Below are 13,624 nucleotides of genomic sequence, written 5' to 3' on the forward strand. Positions count from 1 at the left end.
AAGATGGCAGGTGGGTGGCTGATAAGCTGCGGGCCAAGCGTTTTCAGGGTCCAGCTGTGAGTGCATCGCCTATTTACCGGTGTCCGATCGGTCACCAGACGTACCAGTTCAGGGATCTGAAAGAGGTTATGGCCAAGGCATCGCCCGCGCGGTCGGGTGATGCGCTGGCGGGGCTGGCCGCCGGCTCCATGGCCGAGCGTGTTGCCGCGCAAACCGTGCTGGCCGATGTTTCGCTGGCCGACTTTGTCGCCATGCCGCTGATTCCCTACGAGCAGGACGAAGTCACCCGCCTGATTGTCGACTCCCACGACGCCGCGGCGTTCGCGCCGGTGGCCGGTTTGACGGTCGGGGAATTTCGCGACTGGCTGCTGGCGCGCGGCCCGGACCAGTTGACCGCGATCGCCCGCGGACTCACGCCCGAAATGGTGGCGGCGGTGAGCAAACTCATGCGCAATCAGGATTTGATCCTCGTCGCCAGCCGGATCCGTGTGGTGACGGCGTTTCGCAATACGCTGGGCTTGTCCGGCCGCTTTTCGGTTCGGCTGCAGCCGAACCACCCCACCGATGCCCTGCCGGGCATTGCCGCCAGCACGCTGGATGGCTTGCTGCTGGGCGCTGGTGATGCCTGTATCGGCGTGAATCCGGCCGGCGACAATCCGGCGACGCTGATGGCTATCTGGCAGGCGCTGGACAGCCTGATCGCCCGGTTCGATATCCCGACGCAGTCCTGCGTGCTGGCGCATGTCACACAGCAGCTCGCAGCCATCGAAGCCGGGGCGCCGGTGGACCTGATCTTCCAGTCCATCGCCGGCACCGAACAGGCCAATCGCAGCTTCGGCATAGACCTGGCCTTGCTGCGCGAGGCGCAGGCGGCCGGGCGGTCGCTGGAGCGTGGCACGGTGGGCAGCAACGTTCTTTACTTCGAGACCGGGCAGGGCAGCGCGCTGTCGGCCGGCGCGCATCACGGTGTGGACCAGCAGACCTGTGAAGCGCGGGCTTATGCGGTTGCGCGCGAGTTCGGGCCGCTGCTGGTCAATTCCGTGGTCGGGTTCATCGGCCCGGAATATCTGTATGACGGCAAGCAGATCATCCGCGCAGGTCTGGAAGACCATTTCTGCGGCAAGTTGTTGGGTCTGCCGATGGGGGTGGATGTCTGCTACACCAACCATGCCGAGGCGGACCAGGACGACATGGACACCTTGCTCACGGCCCTGGGTGTGGCTGGGGTCAACTACGTCATGGGCGTGCCGGGTGCCGATGATGTGATGCTTGGCTACCAGAGCACGAGTTTTCACGATGCCCTGTATGTGCGCGAGGCCATGGGCCTGCGGCCGGCGCCCGAGTTCGAGCACTGGTTGCAGCGCATGCAACTCAGCGATGAACACGGGCGGCTGCATGCCGATGGGGGGGCATTGCCAGCCCAGCTGGTCGACCATGTGGCCCGGGGTTTGGCATGAGCAGATTGCCTGACACGAATCTTGCTGCCGCCGACGACCTGCGGCGCCTGCGCGAGCGCACGCCAGCGCGTATCGCGCTGGGCCGCAGCGGCGTGAGCCTGCCCAGTGCGTCGGTCCTCGCATTTAACCAGGCGCATGCACTGGCACGCGATGCCGTCCACGCGGAGCTGGACGTGGCCGCGCTGGCCACTCAATGCAGGGCGCAGGATTTGAATGTGCTGCCAGTTGCCAGCCAGGCGGAGAACCGGGCCGCGTATCTTGCACGGCCCGACTGGGGCCGGCGGCTCGATGCCGGGTCGCGTCAGCGGCTATGCGCCGCCGCGCTGCCAGATACGGATCTGGTCATCGTCGTGTCCGATGGGCTATCCGCGGTCGCCGTGCAGCGTCATGCCCTTGCCGTTGTCTGCGGCTTGCGCGACACATTGACGGACCTGTCCATCGCACCGATTGTCGTTGCCCGGCAGGCACGTGTGGCGTTGGCGGATGAGGCCGGGGAGTGTCTTGCGGCGCGTGTCGCGCTAAGCCTCATTGGCGAGCGGCCGGGCCTGAGCGCCCCCGATAGCCTAGGCGCGTATCTCACCTACGCGCCCGCGGTGGGGCGCACCGATGCGCAGCGGTATTGCGTGTCCAATATCCGGCCGGAAGGCTTGCCCGTGACTGATGCGATTGATCTGCTGACCCGGCTGATCCGCCGCAGCCTGAGCGAACAGCGTAGTGGTGTCGACGTGGCTGCCCGGCTGCCGTGAATGCGACGGCCATTGCCTCCGGCGGCGTTTCGTCCGATCCTCTCGGCCCTGATTGCTCGATCCTGCGGGTCGGCACACTCATTCGATCAAGGACATAACGCACGATGGATGACCTGAGACTGGAATCGGAACCGGAAACGTCTGCGCTGAACCAGGTGTTCAAGCTCGAAGGCAAGCTGCTGTTCGACGCACGGTTCGTATTGGTGTTCGGCGGCATCAACGATAAGACGGCCGCAATCATCTGCCGGCAGTTGCTGGCGATGGATCACGACAAGGTGGCGCCGATCCGGATGCTGATCTCGTCACCGGGCGGCCATGTCGAGTCGGGCGACGCGATTCACGACATGATCAAGTTCATCCGTTCGCCGGTCACGACCATTGGCAGCGGCTGGGTTGCCAGCGCAGGAACGCACATTTTCCTGGCTGCGCCGAAGGAACGCCGGCTCTGCCTGCCCAATACCCGGTTCATGATCCATCAGCCCGGTGGCGGTGCTGGCGGGCCGGCTGCGGATATCGCCATCCAGGCCAAAGAAATCATCAAGACCCGTGAGCGCATTGCGCGGACCGTGTCCGATGCCACCGGCCAGGACTACGACAAGGTCCTGCTCGATATGGAGCGAGATTTCTGGATGAGCCCGAAGGAAGCAACGGCCTACGGGATCGTCGACAAGGTCATCCAGACCATCGGCGAACTGGATTAGTGTTTCATTAATGAAACACTGATCTATTCACACCACCAAGACGGAGCCGGTTTTCGTGCGGCAACTTGGCGGCGGGAATAGATCCGTGTTTCCTTAAGTGCTAGGGGGAGAATCGCGTCATGACCGCAGACGAATCCACGGCGACGACGGCCGATGAACGTCGTCAAGCCCAGGCGGAGCTATCGAACGAGTTGTTCTGCGCCGCGGCCCGGTACGCGATTCTGTCCGAGCTGAAACGGCAAGGCGTCCGCGCCGGAGATATCGTCAACATGCAGGAGCGCTGGCCCAGCTTGGCCGAGCGTGTTCAGATTCGTACGCTGGATTTCGTGGCGGCGACCGGAGCATTGGTCGGCAGCGGCATTCTCGCCGCCCAGAACACCGGGGACAGCTACGAGTTGACGGTGACCGAGCGCGGCCAGGTCGAGCTGGAGTTTCTGCCTGACAACTATGCGACGCCGGATGGCCCCCGCTTGCGTGAGCGCGTAAGCGGGAGCTGAACCCGCGCCGGGACGGTCAAAGCTCGTCGGGTTCGATCGACTGGCGAAGATTGTGGCGAATGCGGCGGAGCAGGACTTCGAGTTGCGCGCGCTCTTCGTCGGTCACGCCGTCCAGCACCACTTCCCGCGTCGCGATCGCAATCGCATCCATCTCTTCAAGTAGGGGAATGCATTCGTTGGTTAGCTGCAGGCGCACGGCGCGCCGGTCCATCGGGTCCGGTTCGCGGATCACCCAGCCGGACTTGACGAGGCGATCGACGAGTTGCGTCACCGACACCGGGTGAACCTCCAGTTTCTCCGCCAGTTTGACCTGGCTAATGCCTGGGTGGTGAGAGATCTGGTAGAGCGCCCGCCACTGCGACTGAGTCAGATCCAGATGCTCGGCGCGTTCACCGAAATCCTTGCGGATCAGGCGAGCGAGCTCGACGATGAGCGAGGTGGGACCAACGGGGACTCGGGATTGCGGCACTAGGCAGTCGGCAGATAGTAAGTTGACCTATCTACTGTCGCTTGGCAGCGGTCATCCGTCAAGCACTATTGTGCAACTCGTCGCAGTGCCGCGGCCGGCCGGAAAACCGCAACATGAGGCCTTCGGACGGTCATGCAATGGGCACGGTGCGGCGGCGGACAGCTCACCGAGTGTCGGTCGGTTTCTCCAGCGCGTAGACCGCGTCCTTGATGCCGTCCAGCCGTGTATCGAGGGCTGCCAGGGCATCGTGCAAACCTCGGTTGTAAAAGCGGCCGCCGATCGTCTCGGCAAAGAACTCGAGCAGAAACTCGGCGTCGAAGCTGCCGATCTCCTGCTCGAGTTCTGCGGCAAAGTAGAGCTTGATCCCTTCGACAATCTCGGCTTTTTCGCCAGCGGAGAATGCGATCTTGCTCATCGTCGGCCCGCCTGTGTGCTTAGCCGCGACCGAGCATCGAGCGGGCGATCACTTCCTTCATGATTTCCGACGTGCAGCCGTAAATTCGCTGAACGCGGGCATCGGCGAACGCCCGGGCGATCGGATACTCGGTCATGTAGCCGTAGCCACCGAAGAGTTGCAGGCAGCCGTCGGCCACCCGGCACTGCATTTCGGTGCTCGCCAGCTTGACCATCGCAGCGGTCGGAACATCGAGCTTGCCATTGGCGTACAGCGCCGCACAGTGATCGACGAAGGCGCGGTTCACTTCCAGGTCGGTCTTCATCCGCGCCAGTTCGAAACGGGTGTTCTGGAAGCTGCCGATGGCCTGGCCAAAGGCCTTGCGGTTTTGCACGTACTCGATGGTCTGTTCGATGCAACCCTGCGCGGCGCCCACGGCGGTTACGCCGAGAGCCAGACGCTCACGCGGCAGCTCGTCCATCAGATGACCAAAGCCGCCACCCACGCGACCGAGCACGGATGAGGCCGGGGTGCGGACGTCGCTGAAATAAAGCTCGGAGGTGTCACCGGCATGCTGGCCGATCTTGTCCAGGTTGCGACCGCGCGAAAAACCGTCGAGCTGGGAGTCAACCAGGAACAGTGTCGTGCCCCGGGCGCCGGCCTTGGGGTCGGTCTTCACCGCCAGAATCACCAGATCGGCATGCTGGCCATTGGTGATGAAGGTCTTTTGGCCGTTGATGACATAGTCGTCGCCATCGGCCACCGCATTGGTCTTGATCGCCTGCAGATCGGAGCCAGCGCCCGGTTCGGTCATGGCGATGGCACCAACGGCTTCGCCGCTGGCCAGCTTCGGTAGCCAATACTGTTTCTGCTCCTCGCTGCCAAGGTGGGACACATAGGGCGCCACGATGTCGGAATGCACGGCCAGATTGGTCGCCAGGCTCATCATGCCCAGGCGGGCGACCTCTTCGAGAACAACACAAGAGAACGGGAAATCCGCACCGATGCCGCCGTATTCCTCGGCAACGTCGACGCACAGCAGACCGGCTTCGCCCATCTTGGTCCACACCTCGCGCGGCATGATGCCGGCGTGTTCCCATTCTTCGTAACTCGGCAGGATCTCATCGGCGAAAAAGCGACTGACATTGTCGCGGAAGAGTTCGAGTTCGTTGTCCATCGTGTCCCCTCTGGTTCGGATGGCGGGGACGGTACCATCATCCCCACCCCCGGGCAGCCCACTGGAAAGTTCAGTTTGACCCTGTATGCCACTCCAGCGTTATATTCACGCCCATGCACCGATTTCTCGTCTATGTCTTGCTGAGTGTCTTGCTCGCGATGCCTGTGTTGCAGGCCGCTGAGGCATGTTGCATGGGCGACGAGGTCTCGTCCGCGTCGCCGCGGTTGGCGATGCATGCAAACGGGTCTGGCGCGAATGCTCCCGTGCCGCCGTGTCACGGAACGGCTGCGGTCGATGCTGACGCTGCGAACGCTGTCACCACGACGTTACCGCACGGCGACTGCGCTCACGGTGCCGCGTGTATGACCGCCGGCGCAGCGCTGGTTCATGCTTTCGTGGAGTTGGCAGCGGCTCACCGGGCCGCATCATTGCGTGGTCACGCTCAACCGGCCACGCTCGACGGCGTTCGAACTGCGTTGATCCGCCCCCCCAGTATCACCTGACGTCCCACCGCGCCCAGGAGGCGCGGGCCATCGGCTGTGCCCACCTGGCGCAGCCTGCGCTGCCCTTGAGCGGCGATTCGTCAGGAGAACACACTTGAATACCCCATGGTTTTATCGGCTGCGGCGCGCACTCGCCAGCGCTGCGCTGGCTGTTGGCGCCCCGCTGTGGGCGAGTGGCTGGACGGCCGAACAACTCGTCGACGAGGCCCTGGCGGCCAACCCAGGCGCCGAGGCCCTGCGCCAATCGGTTGAGGCGGCACGCTGGCAGGTCGAGCCGGCTGGCGCGCTGGACGACCCCATTTTCAGTTATGCGCTGGCGCCGGCGTCCCTGGGCGCCGATGACCTGGACCCCGGGCACATCGTGGGAATCGCGCAGCCGATACCCTGGCCAGGCAAACGGGCGACCCGTCGGGAGGCAGCCCGGGCGTCGGTTGATGTGGCGGACGCCGAGCTGACCCAACTGCAACTGGAGTTGGCTCAGGCCGCGCGGGTAGCACATGCCCGCCTGCGCGTCCTCGAATCTGCGCTGGCCATCAACCTGGCCCAGCAGCGCGTATTGCGCGATCTGCAAGAAACAGCGACCGGCGTCTACCGGACCGGCGACGGCAGCCAGCACGCGGTGCTGCGCGCGGCATCGCGCGTGGCTCAACGCAAGCGTGAGGCGCTGGACTGGGCGGCGCAGCGGGTCGCAGTGCGCGCGCGGATCAATGCGCTGCGCAACCGCCCCGTGACCGGGTCGGTGCCAGCGCCTGCAGCTTGGCAAGCCCTGCCGCCGCTGCCGGTGTGGTCGGTACTGCAGGCCAGCGGGCGTGAGGCAAATCCGGAGTTGACGATGCTGCAAGCCCGCAGCCGTGCGGCCAGGCTGGATCGGGAGCTGGCCGAACTGGCCTACCGCCCGGATCTGCGCTTGACCGCAAACTACCTGGGCACCCTGCCACGGGAGGAGAATCGCGCGCAGATCGGCATTGCGCTGAATCTGCCGTTCGGGCGTGCAAAGCGCGATGCGGCCGCGGCCGGCGCTGACGCCGCAGTCGCCCGCCTGCAAAGCCTGCACGCGGACCGTGCCGCGGGGCTCGCTGCCGACTTGCTGGAACATCGGGCGGCCGACCAGGCGGCACAGACCACGCAGGTGCTGCACAGGGATGAACTCATCCCGTTGGCCAGGCAAACGCTGGATGCCGCTATCGCGGACTACGCCAGCGGACGCGGCGATATCGACGCAGTGATGGACGCCGAGGAAGCACTGTTGTCGGCTCGCTTGGGGCTGGAGCAGGCGCGTGCCCGGCAATTTTCGCAGCGCGCCCAGATCGCCCGGATCACGGGCGGTTCGCTGGATAAACAATTGTTTTCGGAGTCAACTCCATGAGTATCAGACGGTGGACCGGCGGCGCTGTTGCCGTTGTGATGGCGGCAGGCCTGGGATTCGTGCTTGGCCAACAGGGCGGGGGCATGGGAGCCGACATGCCGGCGCCCGCTGCCGGCGACGGCCCCTGTGACGGCGCCGCTGCCGAATACTGGGTCGCGCCCATGGATTCGAGCTTTCGCCGCGATGAACCGGGCAAGTCTCCCATGGGCATGGATCTCGTGCCTTATTGCGGTGGCCGCCGCCAAGCCGGCGCCGATGTGCAGATTGAACCGGCGGTGGAACAAAGCCTCGGCGTGCGCACGGCCGTTGCTCAGCGCGAGGTGCTGGCCCGACCGATCCGTGCCGTTGGTACGGTGGGCTGGGATGAAGACAGCTTGCAGATGGTGCATACCCGCGCCGAGGGCTGGTTGGAGCAGATCGGTGTGGCGACGGCCGGCGAGCGCGTCGAGGCCGGCGAACTGCTGTTTGCCTTGTTTTCGCCCAAGCTGATAGCGGCGGAGCGCGAGTATCTGGCCGCCGGTGGTCACCGGGCGCTGCGGGTCGCCGCCGCGGAACGGCTGATGGCGCTGGGTTACACCGCTGATCAGATTACTGCCCTTGAGCGGCGCGGCCGCGCGCGCGAGCACACCGAGCAACGGGCGCAAAAGCCGCTGGTGGTCGCTTCGCTGGATACACGGCCGGGACAGTTCGTTACCCCCGGCACCATGGTGATGACCCTGGCCGATCTCAGCCGCGTCTGGATCACCGTAGATGTCCCCGAACGTCATGCGGCTGCACTGCGGCAGGGTGCGGCCGCGACTGCAACCGTTGCGGCGTATCCGGCAAGGAGCTGGGAGGGGCAGGTCGATTTGGTCTACCCCCGGCTGAACAGTGCCACCCGAACCCTGCGTGCACGCCTGGTCTTCGACAATGCGGATGGCGCGTTGCAGCCCGACATGTTTGCCACCGTCACCCTCCGGGCGGCGGGGCAAGCTCCAGTTCTCAGCGTGCCTAGCCAGGCCGTGATCCGGACCGGCGAGGGCGCCCGCGTCGTCAAGGTGATCTCGCCCGGCAGCTACAGCATTGTGCCGGTGCAGCCGGGGCAGACCATGGGCGAGCGTACGGTCATTCTCGGTGGTCTGGAAGCCGGGGATCAGGTGGTCTTCAGCGGCCAGTTCCTGATTGATTCCGAGGCCAATCTGGACGCCGAGACCCTGCGCATGCGGGCGAGCACGAGGCCCAGCGGGCACGCACGCGCCGAGGTACAAGCCGTGGACCTGCGGGCCGGAACAGTGACGCTGCGTCATGGCCCCATCCAACCGGAAGGCGATGCCGGGCTATCGATGCCGGGCATGACCATGGATTTTCGGCTTGGAGATGCCGTGTCCGGAGCGGCGCTGGAAGCCGGGAGCCGTGTGCAGGTGCGGGTCGAACAGCGCCAGGCTGGGGATTACGTGGTGACCGCCATTGAGCCGATCGCGACCGGGCAGTCAGGTCACGGCCAGATGGATCACGGCGAGATGGATCATGGCGAGATGGATCATGGCCAGATGGATCATGGCCAGATGGAGTCGGGGGTATCAGAGGATTCGTCCTGGACCCGGGCCCGGATCAAGGCGATCAACCCAGGCAAGCGGGCGGTTGTCCTCGACCACGAGATGATTCACTCCATTGGCATGCCGGGCATGACGATGGGCTTCTCCGTGGCCGAGGGCGTGGATCTCACAGGCTTCGGGCAGGGTGATGCCGTCCGTGTTCGCGTCGATATCCCCGAGGACGGTGTCTACCGCGTCACCGCAGTGGAGCCGGCGCGGTGATCAACGCACTGATCCGCTGGTCGATCGCCAACCGCCCCCTGGTGCTGCTGGTCACAGGGTTCATCGTGGTCGCCGGGGTCATCGCGGCGCGCTCGACACCGGTGGATGCGATCCCGGACCTGTCGGATGTGCAGGTCATCATCCGCACGCCTTATGCCGGTCAGGCGCCCCAGGTGGTGGAGCAGCAGGTGACCTACCCGCTGTCCACCGCCTTGCTGTCGGTGCCCAAGGCGAAGACGGTGCGCGGATTTTCGTTTTTCGGGGATTCGTATGTTTATGTGATTTTCGAGGACGGCACCGACCCCTACTGGGCGCGGTCCCGGGTGCTGGAATCTTTGTCGCAGGTCGCTCCCACACTGCCCGACGCCGCACGACCCCAGTTGGGGCCGGATGCGACCGGTGTTGGCTGGGTGTACGAGTACGTGCTGGTCGATCGCAGCGGCCAGCATGATCTGGCGGCACTGACCAGCCTGCAGAACTGGTTTCTCAAGTACGAGCTGCAAACGGTCGAGGGCGTGGCCGAGGTGGCCACCGTGGGTGGCATGGTGCGCCAGTATCAGGTCGTCGCCGATCCGGATCGTTTGCGTGGACTCGGCATTCCGCTGGCCGATGTGCAGCGCGCAATTGCGCGGTCGAACCAGGAGGCGGGCGGCGCGGTTATCGAGATGGCCGAAGCCGAGTACATGGTCCGTGCCACCGGCTACCTGCGGGGCCTGGATGATCTTCGGGCGGTGCCGATCCGCACGACGGCGGACGGCGTGGTCGTGCGTGTTGGCGACGTGGCCGAGGTGCGCATGGGGCCGCAACTGCGTCGCGGCATCGCCGAGCTGAACGGCGAGGGCGAGGTCGTCGGCGGCATTATCGTGATGCGCTACGGCGGCAACGCTCAGGCCACGATCGACGCGGTCAAGCTCAGGCTTGAGCAGCTGCGCTCCGGACTGCCGGATGGCGTGGACATTGTCACCGTCTACGACCGCTCCCAGCTCATCGGCCGCGCCATCGATACCCTGCAGCGAACCCTGGTCGAGGAACTGGTGATCGTCGCGCTGATCTGCGCGCTGTTCCTGTTCCATCTGCGCTCGGCGCTGGTGGCCGTGGTCAGTCTGCCTATCGGCATTCTGGTCGCCTTGCTGATCATGCGAGGGCAGGGGCTGAACGCGAATATCATGTCGCTGGGTGGCATCGCCATCGCCATCGGCGCCATGGTCGATGGCGCTATTGTCATGATCGAGAACCTGCACCACCACATGGCGGCCAAGGACCGGCGTGGCCATTGGCAGCGCGTCAGCGACGCCGCGCAGGAGGTGGGACCGGCGCTGTTCTTCTCGCTCGCCATCATCACGCTGTCGTTCCTCCCCGTGTTCACCCTGCAGGCGCAGGAAGGGCGAATGTTCGCCCCGCTGGCCTACACCAAGACCTACGCCATGGCGGCCGCGGCCGGTCTCGCGGTCACGCTACTGCCGGTGCTGATGGGCTATTTCATCCGAGGCCGGATTCGTCCTGAGTCGGCGAATCCGATCAACCGGGGGATTGGCGCCTTGTACCGGCCCGTCATTGCGGCGGTGACCCGCCGGCCTTGGCTTGCGTTGTTGGCGAGCCTGGGCGTGGCGGCCACGGCCATCTGGCCGGCCCTCCAGCTGGGCAGCGAGTTCATGCCGCCGCTGGACGAAGGTGACTGGATGTACATGCCGACAACCCGGCCGGGCATTTCCGCAGGCAAGGCGCGTCAGGTGCTGCAGCAGACGGACAAACTGATCAAGACCGTCCCCGAGGTGGACACCGTGTTCGGCAAGATCGGTCGCGCCGAGACCGCGACCGACCCCGCGCCGCTAACGATGATCGAGACGACCATCACCTTCAAGCCGAGCAACGAGTGGCGTGACGGCATGACGCTGGAGACCATTCGTGACGAGATTCGCGAGCGGGTCAGCTTGCCGGGCGTGACCAATGCCTGGGTCATGCCGATCAAGACCCGGATCGACATGCTGGCCACCGGCATCAAGACGCCGGTGGGGATCAAGGTCAACGGCCCCGAACTGGCCACCATCCAACGCATCGGCCGGCAGCTGGAGACCCTGCTCTCCGAGGTGCCGGGGACGACCAGCGTCTATGCGGAGCGGGTCGCCGGCGGCCGCTATCTCACGGTGGACATCGACCGGCTGGCGGCCGGGCGCTACGGGCTCAACATTGCCGATGTACAGGCGGTTGTCCGAACAGCCATCGGCGGGATGACCATCACCCAGACTGTCGAGGGGCTGGAACGCTATCCGGTGAATCTGCGGTATCCGCAGGCCTGGCGTGATACTCCAGAGGCCTTGCGCGATCTGCCGATCGTCACCGACGCCGGATTGCAGATCACCCTGGGTGATGTGGCCGCGATCCGCATTGAGGACGGCGCGCCGATGATCAAGAGTGAGAACGCCCGGCTGTCCGGCTGGGTGTACGTGGACATCGCCGGCCGAGATGTCGGTTCATATGTTGCCGAAGCGCGGCAACGGGTGGACGCGCAGCTTGACCTGCCGGCCGGCTACTCGGTGCATTGGTCGGGTCAGTTCGAGTACATGGAACGCGCCGCCCAGCGGCTGCAGCTGGTGGTGCCGGCGACCCTGGCAGTGATCGCGCTGCTGCTGTTTCTGGCGTTTCGCTCGCTGATACAGGTGGTGATCATTCTGGCGACCATCCCGATGGCGCTATCCGGGGGAGTCTGGCTGCTATACCTGCTGGGATACGATCTGTCCGTTGCTGTCGCGGTGGGCTTCATCGCGCTGGCCGGGGTCGCGGTGGAAATCGGCGTGGTGATGCTGACCTACCTGAACCTGGCGCTGGCATCCCATCGCCGCGACGGCGAGAGTGGAGTCTCGGCGCTGGTGGCCGCGGTGCGTGACGGTGCACAGCGTCGCTTGCGGCCGGTGGTGATGACGGCGACCGCGACGATAGCGGGCCTGATCCCGATCATGCTGGGCAGCGGGACCGGCAGCGAGGTCATGCGCCGTATTGCCGCCCCTATGGTGGGTGGTTTGGTGACCACGCTGGTACTGGCGCTGATCGTGTTGCCGGCCGTCTATGTGCTGGTTTATCGCCGGTCGACGGTGCAGGGATAGGGGACAGCGACGCGCAGGGCCGGATCGACAGGCCCGGATAAAAAAGGCGCCGGACGCATGTAGCGATCCGGCGCCTTGCCTAGGCTATCCGTCTAGTGGCGATTGCCTGACCGGTTGCTGCGGCGCAGAGCAAGACCCCCGAGCAGGATGAGCAGCAGGCCTGGCGCCAACGCGCCGCTGCTCCCGGTGGGCGCGCGGTCACCGACAGGGTCCGAGCCGCCGGTCACGGGCTCTTCCGGTTCTTCGCCGGGCTCTTCCGGTTCCTCGGTTGATCCGGCCAGGACCACGGTGAACGCTCCGGCCAGCGTATCCGACTGGCCATCCACATTGGTGATGGTGACGTCACGCGGGCCCGCTGCGGCGTCTTCGGCGACGCTGATGAGCGCCGTTGCTTCGTTGCCGGACACCACTTCGGCATCGGTTACGGTGACACCTTCGCCGGCGATGGTGATCGTGGCCTGCGCCAGGAATTGCGAGCCGAGAAAGCTCGCGCTGATATCCGCGCTGCCCTGCACGGCGCCCTCGGGATCAACCGATGCGAGAATCGGCGCGGCACCCGGCGTGGGCGTGGTCGGGTTCGACGGAATCCACAGCTCCACCGACTGGGTTTCGACCAGCGGCTGTGGCGTCAGGTCACCGGTTTCCAGGGTTTCGATCACGTCGCCGTTTTCATCGAACAGATCGATCGCAAAGCTGTTGACCTGACCGGTGCGGTTGACGAACCCGCCTTCGGACACGCGAAGAAACCATGGTTGGCGTGCGCTGGGCGGCATGTACACCGATGCCAGGTCACGGTTGGTCAGCGTGATGCTGAAATCGTGCTGAAGATTGCCGGTGGTCGCTTCGCCGGGGACCTCGGTGACCGCATCGGCTTCGCCGGCTGGCCGACCCGAGATGATGGTTTCGGCATGCGCGAACGACACGCCGCTACCGAGCAGGATGAGCAGGTCGTTGTCGATGGCATTATGGGTGATGGAGTACCGCAGCCGGGCCACGGGCAGGGTCTGACCCAGCGTGACCGGGTAGGCCGGTTCCTGGAAGGTGCCGGCGGCCGATACGTGCTCGATCCGGTACCAGTACACATTGCCGAACTCCAGACCGTCCGTATCGGTGAGCGTGTAGGTATTCCGATTGTTCAGTTTCTCGATCGCGGCGCCGCCCGTTCCGGGGATGAGCGTGGCGTTGATCTGAGCGAACGCGCCGGGCGTGCCGCCGACATCGGGGGCGCGGTAGACGTTATAACCCTGCAGATCGATCTCGCGCTGGCTCACCCACAGCACGTCAATGGCGGCCTCGCCGCTGGCGACCGGCTCGGCGTAGATCTGAACCACCTGCACCTGCGAGGCGGCGTCGCCGGCCAGACGCAGTGCTTCCTTCGCCGCCGCATAGGCGTTGACCCGGCCCCAGCCTCCGGAGG

The 13,624-nt window shown here is 65.3% G+C and carries 11 protein-coding genes; 7 read left to right on the forward strand and 4 right to left on the reverse strand.

Annotation, left to right across the window (positions count from 1 at the left end):
* Positions 1-56 precede the first annotated feature (56 nt).
* The 4 genes from ACE1EY_RS04360 to ACE1EY_RS04375 all read left to right on the forward strand — a co-directional run bounded on the left by ACE1EY_RS04360 (position 57) and on the right by ACE1EY_RS04375 (position 3,401).
* Complete coding sequence (locus ACE1EY_RS04360; RefSeq protein WP_370299568.1) at positions 57-1,457, forward strand: ethanolamine ammonia-lyase subunit EutB; 1,401 nt, start codon at positions 57-59, stop codon at positions 1,455-1,457.
* A complete protein-coding gene (eutC, locus tag ACE1EY_RS04365; RefSeq protein ID WP_370299569.1) occupies positions 1,454-2,203 on the forward strand; it encodes an ethanolamine ammonia-lyase subunit EutC in 750 nt (249 codons plus the stop codon). The genes ACE1EY_RS04360 and eutC overlap by 4 nt, the downstream gene beginning before the upstream one ends.
* Positions 2,204-2,307: 104 nt before the next feature.
* Positions 2,308-2,904, forward strand: a complete 597-nt coding sequence (locus ACE1EY_RS04370) for an ATP-dependent Clp protease proteolytic subunit (protein WP_370299570.1) — start codon at positions 2,308-2,310, stop codon at positions 2,902-2,904.
* 119 nt (positions 2,905-3,023) lie between these two features.
* Positions 3,024-3,401 carry a hypothetical protein gene (locus ACE1EY_RS04375; RefSeq protein WP_370299571.1) on the forward strand — a complete coding sequence of 126 codons (378 nt, stop codon included), beginning with the start codon at positions 3,024-3,026 and terminating at the stop codon, positions 3,399-3,401.
* Positions 3,402-3,417: 16 nt separating this feature from the next.
* Here the strand turns inward: ACE1EY_RS04375 and ACE1EY_RS04380 are convergent, their stop codons facing one another.
* From ACE1EY_RS04380 to ACE1EY_RS04390, 3 genes are all read right to left on the reverse strand, one after another.
* Positions 3,418-3,870, reverse strand: a complete 453-nt coding sequence (locus tag ACE1EY_RS04380) for a MarR family transcriptional regulator (protein ID WP_291514944.1) — start codon at positions 3,868-3,870, stop codon at positions 3,418-3,420.
* A 163-nt stretch (positions 3,871-4,033) separates the two neighbouring features.
* On the reverse strand, positions 4,034-4,285 hold the full coding sequence (locus ACE1EY_RS04385; protein ID WP_291514945.1) for a DUF2164 domain-containing protein: 252 nt from the start codon (positions 4,283-4,285) through the stop codon (positions 4,034-4,036).
* 19 nt (positions 4,286-4,304) lie between these two features.
* Positions 4,305-5,441, reverse strand: coding sequence for an acyl-CoA dehydrogenase family protein (locus tag ACE1EY_RS04390; RefSeq protein WP_370299572.1), 1,137 nt, complete (start codon positions 5,439-5,441; stop codon positions 4,305-4,307).
* Positions 5,442-6,038: 597 nt separating this feature from the next.
* On the opposite strand from ACE1EY_RS04390, the gene ACE1EY_RS04395 reads away from it, so the two are divergent.
* The 3 genes from ACE1EY_RS04395 to ACE1EY_RS04405 are packed head-to-tail and all read left to right on the forward strand — an operon-like array spanning position 6,039 to position 12,207.
* Positions 6,039-7,310: a TolC family protein gene (locus ACE1EY_RS04395; RefSeq protein WP_291514947.1), complete on the forward strand. Its 1,272-nt coding sequence runs from the start codon at positions 6,039-6,041 to the stop codon at positions 7,308-7,310.
* Positions 7,307-9,106, forward strand: a complete 1,800-nt coding sequence (locus tag ACE1EY_RS04400; RefSeq protein WP_370299573.1) for an efflux RND transporter periplasmic adaptor subunit — start codon at positions 7,307-7,309, stop codon at positions 9,104-9,106. The genes ACE1EY_RS04395 and ACE1EY_RS04400 overlap by 4 nt, the downstream gene beginning before the upstream one ends.
* Complete coding sequence (locus ACE1EY_RS04405; RefSeq protein WP_370299574.1) at positions 9,103-12,207, forward strand: efflux RND transporter permease subunit; 3,105 nt, start codon at positions 9,103-9,105, stop codon at positions 12,205-12,207. The genes ACE1EY_RS04400 and ACE1EY_RS04405 overlap by 4 nt, the downstream gene beginning before the upstream one ends.
* A gap of 92 nt (positions 12,208-12,299) precedes the next feature.
* On the opposite strand, the gene ACE1EY_RS04410 is transcribed toward ACE1EY_RS04405, so the two are convergent.
* Positions 12,300-13,624: hypothetical protein (locus ACE1EY_RS04410; RefSeq protein WP_370299575.1), on the reverse strand; the 1,325-nt coding region annotated here is incomplete at its 5' end.

The sequence above is a fragment of the Abyssibacter sp. genome (assembly GCF_964229365.1).
Lineage (GTDB): Bacteria > Pseudomonadota > Gammaproteobacteria > Nevskiales > OUC007 > Abyssibacter.

Bases quoted from the DNA above. Each gene is read 5' to 3' on its own strand.
- eutC (WP_370299569.1), top strand. From the start codon at position 1,454: ATGAGCAGATTGCCTGACACGAATCTTGCTGCCGCCGACGACCTGCGG.
- ACE1EY_RS04370 (WP_370299570.1), top strand. From the start codon at position 2,308: ATGGATGACCTGAGACTGGAATCGGAACCGGAAACGTCTGCGCTGAAC.
- ACE1EY_RS04375 (WP_370299571.1), top strand. From the start codon at position 3,024: ATGACCGCAGACGAATCCACGGCGACGACGGCCGATGAACGTCGTCAA.
- ACE1EY_RS04385 (WP_291514945.1), bottom strand. From the start codon at position 4,285: ATGAGCAAGATCGCATTCTCCGCTGGCGAAAAAGCCGAGATTGTCGAA.
- ACE1EY_RS04390 (WP_370299572.1), bottom strand. From the start codon at position 5,441: ATGGACAACGAACTCGAACTCTTCCGCGACAATGTCAGTCGCTTTTTC.
- ACE1EY_RS04400 (WP_370299573.1), top strand. From the start codon at position 7,307: ATGAGTATCAGACGGTGGACCGGCGGCGCTGTTGCCGTTGTGATGGCG.